The organism is Streptomyces sp. NPDC046349 (genome assembly GCF_055587885.1).
Genome location: NZ_JBVJFK010000016.1, coordinates 42,445 through 62,401 on the forward strand (window position 1 = coordinate 42,445; position 19,957 = coordinate 62,401).

General features: G+C 73.2%; 16 protein-coding genes and 1 pseudogene. 10 read left to right on the forward strand and 7 right to left on the reverse strand.

The features are described 5' to 3' along the window. Positions 1 to 74 precede the first annotated feature (74 nt). The gene (locus ACZ6JS_RS31365; RefSeq protein WP_469302990.1) at positions 75 to 320 is read right to left on the reverse strand and encodes a hypothetical protein; all 246 of its coding nucleotides are present in this window, start codon (positions 318 to 320) and stop codon (positions 75 to 77) included. A gap of 201 nt (positions 321 to 521) precedes the next feature. On the opposite strand from ACZ6JS_RS31365, the gene ACZ6JS_RS31370 reads away from it, so the two are divergent. Further along, positions 522 to 1,445 carry an LLM class F420-dependent oxidoreductase gene (locus tag ACZ6JS_RS31370; RefSeq protein WP_469302992.1) on the forward strand — a complete coding sequence of 308 codons (924 nt, stop codon included), beginning with the start codon at positions 522 to 524 and terminating at the stop codon, positions 1,443 to 1,445. A gap of 15 nt (positions 1,446 to 1,460) precedes the next feature. Then, positions 1,461 to 2,384: a homocysteine S-methyltransferase gene (gene mmuM / locus ACZ6JS_RS31375; RefSeq protein ID WP_469302993.1), complete on the forward strand. Its 924-nt coding sequence runs from the start codon at positions 1,461 to 1,463 to the stop codon at positions 2,382 to 2,384. Between the two features lie 652 nt (positions 2,385 to 3,036). On the opposite strand, the gene ACZ6JS_RS31380 is transcribed toward mmuM, so the two are convergent. Next, positions 3,037 to 3,507: a hypothetical protein gene (locus tag ACZ6JS_RS31380; RefSeq protein ID WP_469302995.1), complete on the reverse strand. Its 471-nt coding sequence runs from the start codon at positions 3,505 to 3,507 to the stop codon at positions 3,037 to 3,039. Positions 3,508 to 3,995: 488 nt separating this feature from the next. Between ACZ6JS_RS31380 and ACZ6JS_RS31385 the strand changes: the two genes are divergently transcribed. Further along, entirely contained in the window at positions 3,996 to 4,196 is a 201-nt protein-coding gene (locus ACZ6JS_RS31385) for a hypothetical protein (protein ID WP_469302996.1), read from the forward strand. A 589-nt stretch (positions 4,197 to 4,785) separates the two neighbouring features. Here the strand turns inward: ACZ6JS_RS31385 and ACZ6JS_RS31390 are convergent. Then, positions 4,786 to 5,595: an excalibur calcium-binding domain-containing protein gene (locus ACZ6JS_RS31390; RefSeq protein WP_469302998.1), complete on the reverse strand. Its 810-nt coding sequence runs from the start codon at positions 5,593 to 5,595 to the stop codon at positions 4,786 to 4,788. A gap of 128 nt (positions 5,596 to 5,723) precedes the next feature. Between ACZ6JS_RS31390 and ACZ6JS_RS31395 the strand changes: the two genes are divergently transcribed. The 5 genes from ACZ6JS_RS31395 to argF all read left to right on the forward strand — a co-directional run bounded on the left by ACZ6JS_RS31395 (position 5,724) and on the right by argF (position 12,876). After that, positions 5,724 to 7,241: a 3' terminal RNA ribose 2'-O-methyltransferase Hen1 gene (locus tag ACZ6JS_RS31395; RefSeq protein ID WP_469302999.1), complete on the forward strand. Its 1,518-nt coding sequence runs from the start codon at positions 5,724 to 5,726 to the stop codon at positions 7,239 to 7,241. After that, positions 7,238 to 9,793, forward strand: coding sequence for a polynucleotide kinase-phosphatase (locus ACZ6JS_RS31400; RefSeq protein ID WP_469303000.1), 2,556 nt, complete (start codon positions 7,238 to 7,240; stop codon positions 9,791 to 9,793). The genes ACZ6JS_RS31395 and ACZ6JS_RS31400 overlap by 4 nt, the downstream gene beginning before the upstream one ends. Positions 9,794 to 9,954: 161 nt before the next feature. After that, positions 9,955 to 10,467 carry a hypothetical protein gene (locus ACZ6JS_RS31405; protein ID WP_469303002.1) on the forward strand — a complete coding sequence of 171 codons (513 nt, stop codon included), beginning with the start codon at positions 9,955 to 9,957 and terminating at the stop codon, positions 10,465 to 10,467. A 46-nt stretch (positions 10,468 to 10,513) separates the two neighbouring features. Further along, positions 10,514 to 11,740: an arginine deiminase gene (locus ACZ6JS_RS31410; RefSeq protein ID WP_469303004.1), complete on the forward strand. Its 1,227-nt coding sequence runs from the start codon at positions 10,514 to 10,516 to the stop codon at positions 11,738 to 11,740. A 116-nt stretch (positions 11,741 to 11,856) separates the two neighbouring features. Next, a complete protein-coding gene (gene argF / locus ACZ6JS_RS31415; RefSeq protein WP_469303006.1) occupies positions 11,857 to 12,876 on the forward strand; it encodes an ornithine carbamoyltransferase in 1,020 nt (339 codons plus the stop codon). Between the two features lie 14 nt (positions 12,877 to 12,890). Here argF and ACZ6JS_RS31420 read toward each other — a convergent pair. Next, positions 12,891 to 13,316: pseudogene (locus ACZ6JS_RS31420) on the reverse strand (ATP-binding protein). Between the two features lie 92 nt (positions 13,317 to 13,408). Between ACZ6JS_RS31420 and ACZ6JS_RS31425 the strand changes: the two are divergent. Together ACZ6JS_RS31425 and ACZ6JS_RS31430 are read left to right on the forward strand one after the other, a co-directional pair. Next, the gene (locus ACZ6JS_RS31425) at positions 13,409 to 14,236 is read left to right on the forward strand and encodes an enoyl-CoA hydratase family protein (protein WP_469303007.1); all 828 of its coding nucleotides are present in this window, start codon (positions 13,409 to 13,411) and stop codon (positions 14,234 to 14,236) included. A 4-nt stretch (positions 14,237 to 14,240) separates the two neighbouring features. Then, positions 14,241 to 16,496: a bifunctional salicylyl-CoA 5-hydroxylase/oxidoreductase gene (locus ACZ6JS_RS31430; protein WP_469303009.1), complete on the forward strand. Its 2,256-nt coding sequence runs from the start codon at positions 14,241 to 14,243 to the stop codon at positions 16,494 to 16,496. A 6-nt stretch (positions 16,497 to 16,502) separates the two neighbouring features. On the opposite strand, the gene ACZ6JS_RS31435 is transcribed toward ACZ6JS_RS31430, so the two are convergent. Genes ACZ6JS_RS31435 through ACZ6JS_RS31445 form a run of 3 tightly spaced genes read right to left on the reverse strand, consistent with a single transcriptional unit; the run spans position 16,503 to position 19,863 of the window. After that, entirely contained in the window at positions 16,503 to 17,342 is an 840-nt protein-coding gene (locus ACZ6JS_RS31435; RefSeq protein ID WP_469303010.1) for a GNAT family N-acetyltransferase, read from the reverse strand. Between the two features lie 42 nt (positions 17,343 to 17,384). After that, on the reverse strand, positions 17,385 to 18,197 hold the full coding sequence (locus ACZ6JS_RS31440; RefSeq protein WP_469303012.1) for a PaaX family transcriptional regulator: 813 nt from the start codon (positions 18,195 to 18,197) through the stop codon (positions 17,385 to 17,387). Between the two features lie 4 nt (positions 18,198 to 18,201). After that, positions 18,202 to 19,863 carry an AMP-binding protein gene (locus ACZ6JS_RS31445; RefSeq protein ID WP_469303013.1) on the reverse strand — a complete coding sequence of 554 codons (1,662 nt, stop codon included), beginning with the start codon at positions 19,861 to 19,863 and terminating at the stop codon, positions 18,202 to 18,204. Positions 19,864 to 19,957 lie beyond the last annotated feature (94 nt).

Consider the following 19,957-nt stretch of genomic DNA (forward strand, 5'->3'; position numbering starts at 1 on the left):
CGGGCACTGGGGACCGGCCGGCACGGAGAGCTGCAACGGGCCGGGTCCCGCCGTGCGTGGCGGGACCCGCGCGGTCAGGTGGACCGGTGGGCCGGGCGCTCGCCTGCGGCGGTGCGGTCCGCGGAGGACTGGAGATCGGCGTCGAGCTGGGAGAGGTCGGCGTTCAGTGCGGCCATCAGCTCCTCCATCTGCTGCAGCAGGCCCTTCGGCGCGCCGCCGCTCCGGGCGGGCACCGCGGACTCCCGCTCTGCGGGGTCGTGTGCTGCCTGTCCGGTGCAGCCGGTCTGTCGGGGGGTCTCCGGCACGGCCTCGTGGGACATGGCGGCCTCCTCGGCCCTGGCCCTTCCAGGGGAAGGGGGCGGTGGACGCACCTGCGGGAGGCCGCCGGCGCGCGGGCCGGGCGGTCCGGCTCCGTCCGAGCAAACGATCCCCGTCCGGGCTGGTCACTGGCCGCCCCGGGCCCCGACACATCCGGTTGACGAAGATTCACCCTGGCGGGGCGGGAGGGGCAGGATGGACCCATGGATCTTCGCATTTTCACCGAGCCCCAGCAGGGCGCGAGCTACGACACCCTCCTGACCGTCGCCAAGGCCACCGAGGACCTGGGCTTCGATGCGTTCTTCCGTTCCGACCACTACCTGCGCATGGGAGCCGCCGACGGCCTGCCCGGCCCCACGGACGCCTGGATCACCCTGGCGGGGCTGGCCCGCGAGACCACGCGTATCCGTCTCGGCACCCTGATGACGGCGGGCACCTTCCGGCTGCCCGGCGTCCTCGCCATCCAGGTGGCCCAGGTCGACCAGATGTCCGGCGGCCGCATCGAGCTGGGCCTGGGCGCGGGCTGGTTCGAGGAGGAGCACAAGGCCTACGGCATCCCCTTCCCGGCGGACCGGATGGCCCGGCTGGAGGAGCAGCTGGCCATCGTCACCGGGCTGTGGGCCACCGAGCCCGGCGCCGCCTTCGACTACGCGGGCGACCACTACCGCGTGGAGAAGTCGCCCGCCCTCCCCAAGCCCGCCCAGGCCAGGATCCCCATTCTCGTCGGCGGCCACGGGGCCAGGCGCACCCCCCGGCTCGCCGCACGGTACGCGGACGAGTTCAACATGCCGTTCGCGTCGATCGCTGACAGCGAGCGGCAGTTCGGCCGGGTCCGGGAGGCCGCCGAACAGGCCGGCCGGGGGCCCGACGACCTCGTCTACTCCAACGCCCTCGTGGTGTGCGTGGGCAAGGACGACGCCGAGGTGGCCCGCCGGGCCGCCGCCATCGGCCGGGACGTCGACGAGCTCAAGGCCAACGGCCTGGCCGGCTCGCCGGCCGAGGTCGTGGAGAAGATCGGCGCCTACGGCACGGTCGGCACCTCCCGCGTCTACCTCCAGCTGCTCGACCTCGACGACCTGGACCACCTGGAGCTGATCTCCTCCCGGGTGCTGTCCCAGCTCCGCTGAAGGCCGGGGAAAGCGATGCCCCGCGCAACCGCCCCGCTCGCCGAGGCGCTGGCCCGCCGGACCGTCGTCCTCGACGGCGGGCTCAGCAACCAGCTCGCCGCCCAGGGCTGCGACCTGACCGGCGGCCTCTGGACCGGCCGTGTCCTCGACGAACGGCCGGTCCAGGTCGAGGCCGCCCACACCGCGTACGCGCAGGCCGGCGCCGAGGTGCTGATCACCGCCGGCTACCAGGTCGGCTACGAGGCCTTCGCCGCCCGGGGCCGCGACCGCGACGCCACCACCGCGCTGCTGCACCGCAGTGTCGTACTCGCCGCGCGCGCGGCCGAGGCCGCCGACCACGACGTGTGGGTCGCCGCCTCCGTCGGCCCGTACGGAGCGGTGCTCGCGGACGGCTCCGAGTACCGCGGCCGGTACGGGCTGAGCGTGCGTGAGCTCGCAGCGTTCCACCGCCCCCGTATCGAGGCCCTCCTCGCCGCGGGCCCCGACGTACTGGCCGTGGAGACCCTCCCCGACCCGGACGAGGCCGAGGCGGTGCTCACCGTCCTCGCGGAGACGGGCGCCCCGGCCTGGCTGAGCTACACCGTGGCCGCAGGCCGCACCCGGTCCGGACACCCGCTGCCCGCGGCCTTCACGCTCGCCGCGCAGGCCCCCCAGGTCATCGCGGTCGGCGTCAACTGCTGCGACCCTGCGGACGTCCTCCCGGCCCTGGAAGCGGCGGCCTCCGTCACGGCCAAGCCGCTGCTGGCCTACCCCAACGACGGCTCCGTCTGGGAGCCGGCCACCGGCACCTGGCGGGCACCCGGGCGCATGCCCCCCTGGCCCACGGACGCCTGGCGCCGCACCGGAACCCGGCTCATCGGCGGCTGCTGCCGCATCGGCCCCGACCGGATCGCGGAACTGGCCCGGGAGACCGTCCCGCCCGGCGGATCGATCAGGTGACGAAGCGTCAATTGGCGTTATTTTACGTGCAGTTCGGGCCAACGCGGCTTCCCTCCAGGTGCGGGAGCTGACAGGTGCCACCAGGGCGGGCACGATGCTCCGACATTGAACGGGGGTCGTGATGAGCGCTACCGCCCCGGCCTGCACCGGCCGATGCACTTCCTCGTCGGCGGCGCGCCCTTTTTCCCGCCCGCCGGGCAGCAGCCGCGCACCGCCCCGCAACGCCCGCTGAGCTACCCGCCCGGTGCCACCGCACGGGACGTCCCGCCCGGCGAGGCCGCCGCACTGCTGGAGGGGATGGAGTACTGGCTGACCTGCCTCGGCTCCCACGACGCGCTGCGCATGGGCGACGACGAGCGCGCCCTCCCGACGGAACGCCGGGGGTCGTTCGACGACGCCGTGGCCCACCTGCCGGGGACGCCTTCGCCTGGCTGGTCCTGGCCGAGCCCGTCCCGTACGAGCGACTGGAACAGGAGCGCGCCGCACTGGCCGTACAGCTCCCGCGGCTGCGCCAGCGGGAGAACTCCGCGGCGGACCGGGTGGCCGCCGAACGGGCCGAGGCCCGCTACCGCGAACTGACGCACAATGGAGGCCGGAGCTGGTGCTGCTTGTCCCGGGCCGCTCACGACAGCTGCTGAATCCCTCCCGGGGTTCAATTCAGCTGGTCGCGCACGAGATCAAGGAATGCCTGTCGGCTCGGATGTATGTGCGCCCAGACCTTCTCGTCCTGCGGATCTTCCGGGTCTTCGGGGCCCTTTCTGACCACCTCCTGTACTGCCCAGGCGAGGCTGCGTGCCGCTTCGCTGACCTCGGACGCGCACAGTACGTGGATCGTCTTCTGCGTCACCCACACCCTGTCAAGGACCTGCCGTGCCCGGGCCTGCCACTGTTCGTCAGCCAGGTTGTGGTGATGCCGGTCCACCGCGACTCGTTCTGCTTCCTGCACCGCAGACAGAAATTCGATGAGGTGAGTGAGACGCTCGTTACGGCGCGCCTCGGCAAGTTCACGAGCGCTGCGGCGCGCCTCGCCGCGTTCCAAGGCGTGTCCTGCCGAGCGCTGGGTCAGTATCGACATGAGCCCGCCGAGCAGGACGCCGATGAGCGGCGCAAGCGTTGTCCACACAACGTCAGACTATGACATCGATGGCATGGACATGGGGCGGGGGCCGGGCAATTTCGGGCCGGACAGGGGCACGCGGTCGTCGCCGCCTTCGACAGCGGCGGGCAGCAGACGGCGGAAATCACGGACACCCGCTCCGTGACCATCATCTGGATCATCACGGGCCCCTGGGCGTCAGGGAAGGTGGGCGCCCGAGACGGCGGCGGCCGCAAAGCAAGTGCCGAACAAGCGGGTCCCGTCGGGAGGGTGCCAAGCGGTTGGGCGTCGCTGCCTCCGTAGGCCTCCTCCATGATCGCTCCCGGGGGCGGTGTGCGGTTGTACGAGGCACGCGCGCCCGTGTCGTCCGTCGCGAGGGCGACGACCGCGGCCGGGAGGCAGGCCGGGTATCCGGACGTCTCCGCCGAACCCCAGTTCCCTGCGGCGGCTACCAGCACGGGCGGTGCCACCTCAGCGGAGCAGTAGCTCAGCAGGTAGTCGACGCTTCTGCCGGGGTGCTGATGGGCAAGGACGCGTTCACGGGCCTGAGCGGGTGGGCCCGCCTCGTCGGCGGCGTGTTCACCGCGGCCGCGGTCGGCGGGGCGGCGTTCGCCGTCGTCTCGGCTTACAGGGCGGCATACGGGTGGCCCGTAGAAGTCGATCTCGGCAACGACCACCTGCTGACCACTGGTTCCACAACCGGCGGCAGCGCCTGAAGCAGGCAGCGAGCCGGCTCGGCCGCGCGGTGGTACCGGCCCTGTGCTCCCTAGGTGCGCTCACGGTGGCCATCGGGTGCATCTGGTTCTGGCCGCGGTCGGGCCCGAAGGAGGCTCTCGTCGAGGTGACGCGCGGCAGACGCCAAGGTCTGCGGCACGCTCCTCAGCTCCAAGACCGACCGCGAGCTGCGGATCAGGCGGCCGAACGGCGACGTCGAGACCTTCGGCGCGGCCGACCTGACGTCGGTCAAGACCGTAGGCAACTGCCCCTCCTGAGCCCTGCGCCTCCCCGGTCGCCCGCTGGACGAGTGGGCCAGCACCAGGAGGGCCTGACGGCCGGCCGGCAGTCGTCGCCACCGCGTCCCGATCTGCCTCTGCCGCCCGGAGAGCTGCCTGGCCAGGAACCGCAGGGTGCGGTTGGGGAGATCAATCGAGGACGGGTGGGCAAGCACGCGAAGCTCCTGGCGGACACGGGTGATCTTGGTCTGGAACACGCCTACCAGGAGCTTCGTCGTTCCGTACACCCGCCAGCACCCCAGCACCGCCGTCAGGTCGGAAAAGGCTCACTGATCACTTCGGAACGACTCGTCTAGCGTTCGCAGGCGACGCCGTCACCGTCGCGGTCCAGGTGTCGGCCGTACCCCGGGTCCCCCCGGCGGATCGGGTCCGCGCCCGCCGCCCGCACGGCTGTGCAGTTCGCGTAAGAGACGTTCCCGCCCCCGCTCCCGCCCGTCGCGTCGTCGTCGGGTGCCGGGGCGGTCGTGCGGGCGGTCGTGGGCGGCGCGGGCGCCGGGGCGGGCGGCTTCGGGCGCAGGTCGGTGCCGGGCGTCGCGGGGCAGGCGGTGCCGGGCGCCACCAGGTGCACGACCGGAGCCGCGCTCTGCGGCACGAGTCCGGTGCCGGCCGCGACGTCCTGGAAGCAGACGAGCCACGTCCCGTGGTCGGCGGGGAGGGTGACGTCGGCGTAGGCGCTCGACGCACTGAGTTCGCCGTCGATCAGTTCCTCCACCGCCTTCTCCGCCTGGGCATAGGGCCACCCGACGGCCGACGGCATCTGCGGTGCGGCGCTCGGCGCGGGCGCCGCCGTCGGCGGAGTCGGAGTCGGAGTCGGGCTCGCGCTCGGGGTGGGCGAGGCGGAGGACGCCGCGGCCGCCTGCGGCTTGGCCTCGGCCCCGGTCTTCTCCGGCGGGTCCGACATCAGCGGTATCAGGAACCAGACGCCGGACAGCACGGTCGCGAGGATCTTCTGCGTCCGCTCCCACCGGCTCGTCCAGGCGAGCGCGATCCCCGCGGGCGGAAGGACCACGAGTGCCGTGATGATCAGGGCGGGGTGCTGCCACCAGCGCCGCGGCGGCGTGGGCGCGGGTGCTGGGGCATAGGCGTGCGGGGGCGGGTACATGGCGCTCCTGAGGCTGAACACGGAACACGGTGCGGAGCGCGCGAGCCTATCCAGAAGGTTGAAGATCGTACTTGTTTTCGCTCTAAATCCGTTGGCCCGAGGATGATCCGGCAGTCATGCTGAACCGCATGTTCCTTACGATCACCACCACCGGGACCGCCGACAATCCGGCGACTGACCTGGGCTTTCTCCTGCACAAGCACCCGGACCGGGTCCGCGTGGAGAACCAGTCCCACGGCACCGCCCACGTGTTCTACCCCGAGGCCACGGCCCAGCGGTGCACGGCGGCCCTGCTGTTGGAGGTCGACCCCGTCGCGCTCGTCCGCCGCGGGAAGGGCAAGGGCCGGGGCGGGGCGCCCGACGCCGCGCTCGCGCAGTACGTCAACGACCGGCCGTACGCGGCCTCCTCGCTGCTCGCCGTCGCGCTCGCCGGGGTGTTCCGCACCGCCCTCAAGGGCCGGTGCGTCCTGCGCCCGGAGCTGCCGGAACAGGCCCGCCCGCTGCGCGTCGAGATCCCCGTACTGCCCGCGCGCGGCGGCGCCGCGATGGTGCACCGGCTGTTCGACCCGCTCGGCTGGGACCTCGTACAGGCCGAGCCCGTACCGCTCGACGAGCAGTTCCCCGAGTGGGGGGACTCCCGCTACGTACGGCTCGTGCTGGAGGGCGAGCTGCGCCTCGCGGACGCCCTGCGCCAGCTCTACGTGCTCCTGCCGGTCCTCGACGACGCCAAGCACTACTGGATCGCCGCCGACGAGGTCGACAAGCTGCTGCGCGCCGGCGACGGCTGGCTCGCCGCGCACCCCGAGAACGCGCTGATCAGCTCCCGCTACCTGGCCCGCCACAAGCGGCTGACCCAGGACGCCGTCGAGCGGCTGGAACTGCTCCGCCTCGCCGAGTCCGACGGCAGCGAGGTCGAGGAGATCGACAACGCGGTCGACGAGACGCGCGACACGCAGGAGAGGCCCGTGCCGCTCGCGGTGCGTCGGCGCGAGGCCGTCCTCGCCGCCCTGCGCGCCGCCGGAGCCCAGCGCGTGCTGGACCTCGGCTGCGGCCAGGGCCAGTTGGTCCAGGCGCTGCTGGGGGACCCCGCGTACACCGAGATCGTCGGCATGGACGTCTCCGTGCGCGCCCTGACCGTCGCCGCCCGGCGGCTGCGACTGGACCGCATGGGCGAGCGGCAGAGGTCGCGCGTCACGCTGCTCCAGGGCTCGCTCGCCTACACCGACAAGCGGCTGGCCGGCTACGACGCGGCCGTGCTGAGCGAGGTCATCGAGCACCTGGACCTGGAGCGGCTGCCCGCGCTGGAGTACGCGGTGTTCGGCTCGGCCCGCCCCCGCACGGTCCTCGTCACCACCCCGAACGTCGAGTACAACGTCCGCTGGGAGACCCTGCCGGCCGGGCACGTCAGGCACGGCGACCACCGCTTCGAGTGGACCCGTGGGGAGTTCCGCGCCTGGGCCGGCCGGGTCGCCGAGCGGTTCGGCTACACGGTCGCCCACGTCCCCGTGGGGGACGACGACCCCGAGGTCGGGCCGCCGACGCAGATGGCCGTCTTCACCCAGGCGGCCGTCGGCCGACCCGACGCCACCACCGACACGACCGAGACCACCACCACCGACTCCCCGAAGGAGGGCGAGGCAGCATGACCACCGAGACCAAGCGCAGACTTCCCGTCACCGACCTGTCCCTCGTCGTCCTGATCGGGGCCACCGGATCGGGCAAGTCCACCTTCGCCCGCAAGCACTTCAAGCCCACCGAGGTCATCTCCTCCGACCACTGCCGGGGCCTGGTCTGCGACGACGAGAACGACCAGAGCGTGAGCCGGGACGCCTTCGACGTCCTGCACTACATCGCCGGCAAGCGCCTCGCCGCCGGCCGCCTGACCGTCGTCGACGCGACCAGCGTGCAGGCCGACGCCCGCCGGCAGCTCGTCGCGCTCGCCCGCGAGCACGACGTGCTGCCCATCGCCATCGTCCTGGACATGCCCGAACAGGTCTGCGCCGAGCGCAACGCGGCCCGCCCCGACCGGGCCGGCCTGCCCCGCGCGGTCATCCAGCGGCACCGCCGCGACCTGCGCCGTTCCCTGCGCGGCCTGGAGCGCGAGGGCTTCCGCAAGGTGCACGTGCTGCGCTCCGTCGAGGAGGCCGAGGCCGCCGAGGTCGTCCTGGAGAAGCGCTTCAACGACCTCACCCACCTCACCGGCCCCTTCGACATCGTCGGCGACATCCACGGCTGCTCCTCCGAGCTGGAGACCCTCCTCGCCAAGCTCGGTTACGAGGACGGCGTCCACCCCGGGGGCCGCACGGCCGTCTTCGTCGGCGACCTCGTCGACCGCGGACCCGACAGCCCGGGCGTCCTGCGCCGCGTGATGGGCATGGTCAAGTCCGGCAACGCCCTGTGCGTGCCCGGCAACCACGAGAACAAGCTCGGCCGCCACCTCAAGGGCTCCAAGGTCCAGCGGACCCACGGCCTCGCCGAGACGATCGAGCAGCTCTCCCACGAGCCGCCGGAGTTCGTCGAGGAGGTGCGGGAGTTCATCCGCGGCCTCGTCAGCCACTACGTCCTCGACGGCGGGAAGCTGGTGGTCTGCCACGCCGGCCTGCCCGAGAAGTACCACGGACGCACCTCCGGCCGGGTCCGCTCGCACGCCCTGTACGGGGAGACCACCGGTGAGACGGACGAGTTCGGCCTGCCCGTGCGCTACCCGTGGGCCGAGGACTACCGCGGCAGGGCCGTCGTCGTCTACGGCCACACCCCCGTCCCGAACACCGCCTGGATCAACAACACCATCTGCCTCGACACCGGCGCCGTCTTCGGCGGCCGGATGACCGCCCTGCGCTGGCCCGAGCGCGAACTGGTCGACGTACCCGCAGAGAAGGTCTGGTACGAGCCGGTCAGACCGCTCGTCACCGAGGTGCCCAGCGGGCACGACGGCCGTCCCCTGGACCTGGCCGACGTCCACGGCCGCCGCGTCGTCGAGACCCGGCACCTGGGCAACGTGGGCGTCCGCGAGGAGAACGCGGCCGCGGCCCTGGAGGTCATGAGCCGCTTCGCGGTGGACCCGCGGCTGGTCCCGTACCTGCCGCCGACCATGGCGCCGACCGCGACCTCCCGCGAGGACGGCTACCTGGAGCACCCGGCCGAGGCCTTCGCCCAGTACCGCAAGGACGGCATCGCCCAGGTGGTGTGCGAGGAGAAGCACATGGGCTCCCGAGCCACCGTCCTGGTCTGCAAGGACGCCGACGCCGCCCGCGAGCGGTTCGGTGTGGACGGCCCGACCGGCTCCGTGTACACGCGCACCGGGCGGCCCTTCTTCCACGACCCCGAGGTCACCGAGGAGGTCCTGGCGCGGCTGCGCGCGGCGGTCACCGGCGCCGGGCTGTGGGAGGAGCTGGGCACCGACTGGCTGCTCCTCGACGGGGAGCTCCTGCCCTGGTCGCTGAAGTCGGGCGGCCTGCTGCGCAGCCAGTACGCCGCCGTGGGCGCCGCCTCGCGCGCCGTCTTCCCGGATGCGGTCGGCGCCCTGGAGGCGGCGACCGCCCGCGGCGTCGACACCGGCGCACTGCTGGAGCGCCAGCGCGGCCGGGCCGCCGACGCGGCGGCCTTCACCGAGGCCTACCGCCGCTACTGCTGGAGCACCGACGGGCTGGAGGGCGTACGGTTCGCGCCGTTCCAGATGCTGGCCGCCGCCGGGCGGTCGCTGGCCGCCGTACCCCACGACCGGCAGCTGGCCTGGCTGGACCGGCTGGTCGAGGCCGACGACCCGGCCACTCCGGGCGGCACCGGACTCCTGCGCCGCACCGGCCGGATCGTGGTCGACACCGGGGACGAGGACTCCGTAAGGGCCGGCACCGACTGGTGGCTGGAGCTGACGGCGGCCGGCGGCGAGGGCATGGTCGTCAAGCCGCTCCAGGCCTACGCCCGCGACGGCAAGGGCCGGCTGGTCCAGCCCGGGGTGAAGGTCCGCGGACGGGAGTACCTGCGGATCATCTACGGCCCGGAGTACACCCGTCCGCAGCAGCTGGAGCGACTGCGGGAGCGGTTCCTGGGGCACAAGCGCTCGCTCGCCCTGCGGGAGTACGCGCTCGGGCTGGAGGCGCTGGACCGGCTGGCGGCCGACGAGCCGCTGTGGCGGGTCCACGAGCCGGTCTTCGCGGTCCTCGCACTGGAGTCGGAGCCCGTCGACCCGCGGTTGTGAGGGTCGTGGCGACGGCCGCGGCGTAAAGGCGGAGCCCCCGTACGGCCCCGAATTAGGTCGTATGGGGGAACTTTCGCGGAGAACTCCGGGAAAACCGCCGGCGGGATCGTTCATCCAGGGCAGCGGAACGACCGTGACCCTGGAAGGACGGAACACCACCTATGAAGATGACCGCGCGCGGAAGCATTGCGGCGCTCCTGACCTGTATGGCCGCGGCCGGTGTGGCCACCCCGGCCGCGGCCGACGGGGTGCCGGTGGGTGTGCCGCTCGAAGGTGTGGAGACGACGACGGGCCTGGACGTGCCGCGGATCGCCACCGCGGTGCCGCTGCCGGTCGTCGGAGCGCCCGAGGCTCCCCGCATGCACAAGGGGGACATGCTTCCCACGCCGCTGCTCCCGGCGGTCCCGATCGCCACCGAGCTCGGCGAGACCCTGGTCACCTCCCCGCTGCCGAACCTGGCGGGCCGGCCCGAGACGGACGGCGAGGGCTCCCTGGAGTCGCCCGCCACCACCGTGCGCACCCGCACCCCGGGCGCGGTCCTGGGCTCCCCGCTCACGATGCCGGACGGCTCCAACTTCGGGCTGCCGAACCTGACCACGCCCAAGCTGGGAGTCCTCACGCCGGAGATCGCGGGAGCGCCGGAAGCACTTCTCGGTGTCGCGCTGCCCCGCTGAGCCGACGCCACCTCAAAAGGCCGCCCGGTCTGCGAACGTGTACGGCATGGGATTCCATGTCGATTCCGAGACCGGGCGGCTTCGCCGCGTCATCCTCCACCGGCCCGACCTGGAGCTGAAGCGGCTCACACCGAGCAACAAGGACGCGCTCCTCTTCGACGACGTGCTGTGGGTGCGCAGGGCCCGCCAGGAGCACGACGGTTTCGCGGACGTGCTGCGGGACCGGGGCGTGGCGGTCCACCTCTTCGGAGACCTGCTGTGCGAGGTGCTGGGGGTCCCGGAGGCCAGGCGCCTGGTCCTGGACCGGGTGTTCGACGAGAAGGAGTACGGTCCGCTCGCCACCGACCACCTGCGGTCGGCCTTCGACGGGCTGGCCTCGGCGGAGCTGGCGGAGGCGCTGGTCGGCGGGATGACCAAGCGGGAGTTCCTGGAACGGCACACCGAGCCGGTATCCGTACGCTTCCACGCCCTGGACCTGGACGGCTTCCTGCTGGGGCCGTTGCCCAACCACCTCTTCACCCGGGACACGTCCGCCTGGATCTACGACGGTGTGTCGATCAACGCGATGCGGTGGCCCGCCCGGCAGCGCGAGACCGTCCACTTCGAGGCGATCTACCGGCACCATCCGCTCTTCACCACGTCCGGCGCCTTCCACTACTGGTCGCAGGGGCAGGCGGACTACCCCTCGACGATCGAGGGCGGCGACGTCCTGGTCATCGGCAACGGCGCGGTGCTGATCGGGATGAGCGAGCGGACCACGCCGCAGGCGGTGGAGATGCTGGCGCGGGGCCTGTTCGCCGCCGGGTCGGCGACGTCCATCGTGGCCCTCGACATGCCGAAGCACCGGGCCTTCATGCACCTGGACACGGTGATGACCATGGTCGACGGAGATACGTTCACTCAGTACGCGGGGCTCGGCATGCTCCCGTCCTACACGATCGAACCGGGCGACGGGGGCAGCGAGCTGAAGGTGACCGACCACCCCGCGGAGCACATGCACCGGGCCATCGCGGCGGCGCTCTCGCTCGACTCGATCCGGGTGCTGACCGCGACCCAGGACGTGCACTCGGCGCAGCGCGAGCAGTGGGACGACGGGTGCAATGTGCTGGCCGTCGAGCCGGGGGTGGTCGTCGCCTACGAGCGGAACGTGACCACCAACACGCACCTGCGCAAGCAGGGCATCGAGGTGATCGAGATCCCGGGAAGCGAGCTGGGGCGGGGCCGGGGCGGACCGCGCTGCATGAGCTGTCCGGTGGAGCGGGACGCCGTCTGAGCAGGCGGGCCCTGCGGCCGGTCCGGCAGACGTCACACCCCCACGCTCTGTATATCAATACGGAGCGTCGTATAGACTTCCAGCATCCCCTGTCACCGTGACGCTGGAGCGACCCCATGGCCCCCGACCTCAAAGGCCGCAGTTTTCTCAAGGAGCTGGACTTCACGGCCGCCGAGTTCCGCGGCCTGGTCGAGCTCGCCGCCGACCTGAAGGCGGCCAAGAAGGCCGGGGTCGAGCAGCGCCTGCTCCGGGGCCGGAACATCGCGCTGATCTTCGAGAAGACCTCGACGCGCACCCGCTGCGCCTTCGAGGTCGCCGCCGCGGACCAGGGCGCCCGCACCGTCTACCTCGACCCGGCCGGCTCCCAGATGGGGCACAAGGAGTCGGTCCGGGACACCGCCCGGGTACTGGGCCGCATGTTCGACGGGATCGAGTACCGGGGTGACAGCCAGGAGGCCGTCGAGGAACTCGCCGCGCACTCGGGCGTGCCGGTCTTCAACGGCCTGACCGACGACTGGCACCCCACCCAGATGCTGGCCGACGTCCTCACGATGACCGAGCACAGCGCCGAGCCGCTGCACCGGATCGCCTTCGCCTACCTCGGCGACGCCCGTTTCAACATGGGCAACTCCTACCTCGTCACCGGCGCCCTGCTGGGCATGGACGTACGGATCGTCGCGCCCAGGAACTACTGGCCCGCCGAGCATGTGGTGGCCGAGGCGCGCAGGCTGGCGGCGGACAGCGGCGCGCGGATCACGCTGACCGAGGAGGTCGCCGAGGGCGTCGCCCAGGCCGACTTCGTCGTCACCGACGTCTGGGTGTCCATGGGGGAGCCCAAGGACGTCTGGGACGAGCGGATCGAGGCGCTGTCCCCGTACGCCGTCACCATGGACGTGCTGCGGGCCACCGGGAACCCGGACGTGAAGTTCATGCACTGCCTGCCTGCCTTCCACGACCTGGGCACCAAGGTGGCCCGGGAGATCCACGAGCGGCACGGGCTCGACTCGCTGGAGGTGACGGACGAGGTATTCGAGTCGGAGCACTCCGTCGTCTTCGACGAGGCCGAGAACCGGCTGCACACCATCAAGGCCGTGCTCGTCGCCACGCTCGGCCGCCCGGGCCCGGGTGACGCATAGTCATACGCGCGGCTTCACGCGTCGGCCGGCAGGAGCCGCCGTGAGGGCAGGGTGAACCAGACCGCCGTGCCGCCCGCCGTGCGGCGGTGGCCGCAGGTGGAGCTCAGCGTCCGGACGAACAGGAGTCCGCGGCCGTGCTCCTGCCAGAGGTCGGGGTGGGCGTCCCGCGGGCCGGCCGACAGCTCGCGGAGCAGATGCGGGTCGCCGTCGTGGACCTCGACCCGGCAGCCGTCCGCCAGGATCTAGACGACGAGCTCGATCGGGCCGGGGGCCGGCGTGTGCCCGACGGCGTCGGCGACCGGTTCCGCGGTCAGCAGCTCGGCCGTGTCGCTGTCGGCGGGCGCGTCGGCGTCCGCCGGCGCCGTGCGGACGAGGGCGCGGGCGAGGGTTACGGCGGCCGCGTGGGGCAGGGTGATCCGCCAGCCGGGGCTTCGGGGCACCGCGGGATCCTCCGCAGGGGGAGTCCGCGGACCGCCCCCGGTGTATGGCGCTTCCCTGACGACGGTCACGAACAGGTGATACCGTCGGGCGTGTGAGCCCCTTCACCGGTTCCACACCAGCGACCGAACGGTGGCACCACCTCCGGGTCACCCGGCAGGACGGCGTCGCCACCGTCACCTTCGACCGCCCCGAGAAGATCAACGCGCTCACCTTCGGCGCCTACGCCGACCTGCGCGATCTGCTCGCCGAACTGTCCCGCGAACGTTCCGTGCGCGCCCTCGTCCTGGGCGGCGAGGGCCGCGGCTTCTGCTCCGGCGGAGACGTCGACGAGATCATCGGCGCCACCCTCGCCATGGACACCGCCCAGCTCCTCGACTTCAACCGGATGACCGGCCAGGTCGTCCGCGCGATCCGCGAATGCCCCTTCCCGGTGATCGCCGCCGTGCACGGGGTGGCCGCCGGAGCCGGAGCCGTCCTCGCACTCGCGGCCGACTTCCGGATCGCCGACCCCACCGCACGCTTCGCCTTCCTCTTCACCCGCGTCGGCCTCTCCGGCGGCGACATGGGCGCCGCCTACCTGCTGCCCCGTGTCGTCGGCCTCGGCCACGCCACCCGGCTGCTGATGCTCGGCGAACCCGTCCACGCACCGGAGGCCGAGCGGATCGGGCTGCTCAGCGAGCTCACCGAGGAGGGCAAGGCCCACGTACGGGCAGCCGAACTCGCCGCCCGCCTCGCCGCCGGCCCCTCCCTCGCCCACGCGCAGACCAAAGCCCTGCTCACCGCCGAGCTCGACATGCCGCTGGCCGCGTCCGTCGAGCTCGACGCGGCCACCCAGGCCCTGCTCATGAACGGCCAGGACTACGCGGAGTTCCACGCGGCCTTCAGCGGGAAGCGGCCGCCGGAGTGGAAGGGCAGGTAGCGCCATGCCCCTCGGCAGCGCATTGCGGGTCGCCGTCGTCGGCGGCGGACCGGGAGGGCTGTACGCGGCCGCACTGCTGGCCCGCCGGGGCCACACCGTGGAGGTGTGGGAACGCAACGCCCCGGACGACACCTTCGGCTTCGGCGTCGTGCTCTCCGACGAGACCCTCGGCGGCATCGAACGCGCCGACACCGCCGTCCACGCCGCCCTCAGCGCGGAGTTCGTGCGCTGGGACGACGTCGACGTCGTGCACCGGGGACGGCTGCTGACCTCCGGCGGCCACGGCTTCGCCGCCATCGGACGGCGCCGGCTGCTGGAGATCCTGCACGAGCGCTGCGCCGGGCTCGGCGTCCGCCTCCGCTTCCGCACCGCGGCCCCCGAGATCACCGAGCTGCGCGCCACCCACGACCTGGTGGTCGCGGCCGACGGTGTGCACAGCGCGATCCGCGAGGCCGACGCCGCGCACTACGGTCCCACCCTCACCGCGGGCCGCTGCCGCTACATCTGGCTCGCCGCCGACTTCGCCTTCGAGGCCTTCCGCTTCGAGATCGCGGAGACCGAGCACGGAGTCATGCAACTGCACGCCTACCCGTACGCCGCCGACGCCTCCACCGTCATCGTGGAAATGCGCGAGGAGGTCTGGCGGGCGGCAGGCCTCGACCTCTGCGACGAGGACGAATCGGCCGCCCGCTGCGCCAAGGTCTTCAGCGAGGCCCTGCGCGGCCGGCCCCTGCGCGGCAACCGCTCCGCCTGGACGCGATTTCGCACCGTCGTCAACGAGCACTGGTCCCACGGCAACGTGGCACTCGTCGGCGACGCCGCGCACACCGCCCACTTCTCCATCGGCTCCGGCACCAAACTCGCGGTCGAGGACGCCCTCGCCCTCGCCGAAGCGGTGGACGCCTGCGAAGGGGACGTACCGGCCGCCCTCGCCGCCTACGAGCAGGCCCGCCGCCCGGCCGTCGCCAGCACCCAGCGGGCCGCGGCCGCCAGCAGCCGCTGGTTCGAGGAGCTCGCCGGATACGTCGACCAGCCCGCCCGGCAGTTCGCCTTCAACCTCCTCACCCGCAGCCGCCGCGTCACGCACGACAACCTGCGGCTGCGCGACGAACGGTTCACCCGCGCCGTGGAACGCGACTTCGGCTGCCCCGACGAGACCACCCCGCCCATGTTCACCCCGCTCACCCTGCGCGGCCTGACCCTGCGCAACCGGGTCGTCGTCTCGCCCATGGACATGTACTCGGCCGAAGACGGGGTGCCCGGCGACTTCCACCTCGTCCACCTCGGCGCCCGCGCCCTCGGCGGGGCCGGCCTGGTGATGACCGAGATGGTCTGCGTCAGCGAAGAGGGCCGCATCACCCCCGGCTGCGCCGGCCTCTACACCCGGGAACAGGCCGCCGCCTGGCGGCGCATCGCCGACTTCGTCCACACCTCGGCACCAGGCACCGCACTCGGCGTCCAGCTCGGGCACGCCGGCCGCAAGGGCTCGACCCGGGTCATGTGGGAGGGCATGGACGACCCCCTCCCGGAGGGCAACTGGCCGCTGGTGGCCGCCTCGGCCCTGCCCTACCGGCAAGGCGTCTCCGCCCTCCCGCGCGCCCTGGAGCGGGCTGACCTGACCGCCCTGCGCTCCGACTTCGCGGCCGCCGCCGTCCGCGCCGCCGACTGCGGCTTCGACCTGCTCGAACTGCACTGCGCCCACGGCTACCTGCTCTCCGGCTTCCTCTCGCCGCTGACCAACCGGCGGGACGACGCCTACGGAGGCTCCCTGGAGAACCGCCTGCGCTTCCCGCTGGAGGTCTTCGACGCCGTCCGCGCGGTCTGGCCCGAGGAACGCCCCATGACCGTGCGCCTGTCGGCCACCGACTGGGCGCCCGGCGGCACCTCGCCCGACGAGGCGGTGGAGATCGCCTCCGCGTTCGCCGCCCACGGCGCAGACGCCATCGACGTCTCCACCGGCCAGGTCGTCGCGGACGAGGCCCCCGAGTACGGACGCTCGTACCAGACCCCGTACGCGGACCGGATCCGCAACGCGCTCGGCGTCCCCGTCATCGCCGTCGGAGCCATCTCCTCCTGGGACGACGTCAACTCCCTGCTGCTGGCCGGCCGGGCGGACCTGTGCGCCCTCGGCCGCCCCCACCTCTACGACCCCCACTGGACCCTGCACGCCGCCGCCGACCAGTCCTACGAAGGCCCGGCCGCCCCCTGGCCCGTCCCCTACCGCGCAGGCAGCCGCAAACCGCCCACCGGCCGCGGCTGACGCCGGTCAGATCGCCGCGATCCGGGCCCGGTCCTCCACCGGCACATAACCCAGCCGCAGGTAGACGCCGTTGCTCGTCGGATTGGCGAGGTCGGTGAAGAGGACGACCTCCGAGGCGCCTGCCGCGTACGCCGCGCCGCTCACCGCGTGCGTGACACCGGCGGCGTAGCCGCGTCCCCGAAGGCCGGGAGGGGTGTAGACGGGGCCGACACGGGAGGCGGAGCCGATCGGACGGGAGAACGCGGCCAGCGAGACGGGGACACCGCCGTCCTCCCACAACAGGAAGCCCCCGTACGCGAGCCGGTCGCGCACCTGTGCCTCGGCGGGGCCGGCCGGGATCTCCACCTCGGTGTGGAACGCCTCCAGCCACCCCATCAGCAGCGGCAGGTCGGCCTCCGTGGCGACCCGCGCCCGGCCGGCGGGGGAGGGCTGCGGGGCGAGCAGTCCGGCCAGCCGGTACAGCCGGTGCTCCTCGGCGACGACCGTGGGCCGGCCCCACGCCAGGGCCAGCGCCTCCGCGTCCGGGCGGCGGGCGTTGATCCCCCGGAGCCCGGCCAGCAGCGGCTCCGTGGTGAGCGCGTCGGCCAGCGCACGGACCGCCTCCCCGGGCAGCGCCCCGAGCTGCAGCGGGTGCGGCGGGGTGCACACCAGCGCGCCGGAGACGGCACCGTCGGGTCCGGTCCACCAGCCGAAGACCGGGGTCTCGGGGCCGAAGGCGTGCAGTCCGCGCCGTTCCAGCGCGTCGGCGACGCTCAGGAGCAGAGTGTTGGGAACGGGCCGCGCGGCCACGGCCGGGCCCGCCGCGGCCCGATAGGCCGCCAGGTCGGAAGTGAAGGTCCAGGTCATGGCTCATCCTGCCGCGTCGGCCGGCCCGCCCGCACCGTCATTTCACGCGGGCTCCCACAGCTCCACGAACTCAGCCCCGATGTCCCTCAGGCGGGAGTGGAGTTCGGCGAAGACGGCCGCGGACCGGTCGCCCGGCCAGCCCGCCGGGAGCAGCTCGCGCGGCAGGCCGGGGTCGGCGTACGGCAGGCGGCGCCAGCTGTCCAGCGCGAGGAGGTAGCGGCGGTAGGCCTCCTCCGGTGTCGGCCGGGGGCCCGACTGCAGGGCGCGCAGGCCCGGCTCGTGCAGATCGAGGAATTCCTCGTGCTGTTTGGCCAGCGAGGCAAGGTCCCACCAGCGGGCCACCGCCTCGGCGGTCGGCGCGAAGCCGAGATGGCTGCCGCGGAACAGTTCCACGTACGGCGTCAGGTGCAGCCGCTCCAGTGTGTGCGCGGTCTCCTCCGTCAGCCGGGCCGGGGCGATCCACACCCCCGGCGCCACCGCGCCGAAGCCGAGCCCGGCCAGCCGGGAGCGCAGCAGGTGCCGCTTGGCCCGCTCCTGCTCGGGCACGGAGAACACCGCCACCAGCCACTCGTCCGACGCCTGCGGGCCGCCGTAGATGCGGCGGTCGCCGTCCTCGAGAAGGCTGCGCGCCTCGCCGGAGAGCTCGTACGCCGCCGCGCCGTCCGCGGCGCGCGCGGGCAGCAGGAAGCCGCGCCGCTTCAGCCGGGACACCGACGAGCGGACCGACGGGGCATCGACCCCGGCCGCGCCCAGCAGGCGGACCAGCGCGGACACCGGGACCGGGCCCTCGAAGGCCCGCCCGTAGGCTCCGTAGAACGTGACGATCAGGGATCGCGGAGTGTGCTGCTCGACCACGGCTTCACTCTAGGCCGTCGGACCGGCCGGGCCCCGCTCCTTGATCGCGCAGTCGGAAGCGCTGGAGCTTGCCCGTGGCGGTCCGCGGGAGCGCCGGCAGGAAGACGAAGGAGCGCGGACACTTGTGCGGGGCCAGCTCCGCCCGCATGAAGGTGCGCAGGGCCTCCTCCGTCAGGACCGCCCCCTCGCGGGGGACGGTGTACGCCACCACGATCTGCCCGCGTCGCTCGTCCGGGCGGCCCACCACCGCCGCCTCCACCACGTCCGGGTGGCGCAGCAGGGCCTCCTCCACCTCCGGGCCCGCGATGTTGTAGCCCGCGGAGACGATCATGTCGTCGGCCCGGGCGACGTAGCGGAAGTAGCCGTCCGGGTCGCGCACGTAGGTGTCGCCGGTCAGGTTCCAGCCGTCCCGCACGTACTCCGCCTGCCGCGGGTCGGCCAGGTAGCGGCAGCCCACCGGGCCGCGGACGGCCAGCAGCCCCGGCTCGCCGTCCGCGACCTGCCGGCCCGCCCGGTCCACGACGCGGGCCTCCCAGCCCGGCACCACCCGGCCGGTCGTACCGGGGCGGATGTCCTCGTCGGCGGCGGAGATGAAGATGTGCAGCAGCTCGGTCGCCCCGATGCCGTTGATGACGCGCAGGCCGGTGCGCTCGTACCAGGCCCGCCAGGTGGCGGCGGGCAGGTTCTCCCCGGCCGAGACGCACCGGCGCAGCGCGGACAGGTCGTACATGCCCACGTCGTACGGGCCGAGGGCGTCCAGCATCGTCCGGTAGGCGGTGGGCGCGGTGAACAGCACCGTCACCCGGTGCTCCGCGAGCGCGGGCAGCAGTCGGCGCGGCACCGCGTCCTCCAGCAGCAGCGCGCAGGCGCCGGCCCGCAGCGGGAAGACGACGAGCCCGCCCAGGCCGAAGGTGAAGCCGAGGGGCGGGCTGCCCGCGAACACGTCGTCGGGCCGGGGCCGCAACACGTGGCGGGAGAAGGTGTCGGCGACGGCCAGCAGGTCGCGGTGGAAGTGCATGCAGCCCTTGGGCCGTCCGGTGGTGCCGGAGGTGAAGGCGATCAGGGCGACGTCGTCGGCGGAGGTCGGGGCGGCGGGAAAGGTCTTCCCTCCGTGCGCTTGCGCCAGTCGGAGCAGGTCGTCCCCGGTGCTGCCGCCGTAGGCGGTGATCCGCAGCCCCGGCACCTCGGCCTTCACGAGGTCGTCCAGCACGTCCGCGTGGCACAGGGCGTGCCGCACCCGGGCCATCTCGCACACCGTCGCCAGCTCCTGCGCGCGCTGTTGCGGCAGTACGGTGACGGCCACCGCGCCCGCCTTCATCACCGCGAGCCAGCAGGCGGCGAGCCAGGGGCCGGTGGGCCCGCGCAGGAGCACCCGGTTGCCGGGGACGACGCCGAGGTCCGCGGTGAGCACGTGGGCGAGGCTGTCCACGCGGTCGCGCAGCCCGCCGTACGTCCACACCTCGCCGGCGCCGTCGCGGAAGGCCGGGCGGTCGGCCCCCTCGGGGCCGAACCGGGCGATGGTGGCGTCGAGCAGCTCGGCGCCGCAGTTCAGCCGGTCCGGATAGGCCAGTTCGGGCAGATCGAAGAGGAGCTCCGGCCAGGCGTCCGCGGGTGGCAGATGGTCGCGGGCGAAGGTGTCGATGTGAGCGGAAGGCTTGAGATCCAAGGCGGGTTCGCCCCCCTTGCAGCGGTCCGGATCGGGGTGGGGCCGGCCGTGCGGTCGTTTCTCCCGGCGACCGCCGGGAGGTACACCCTGGAGC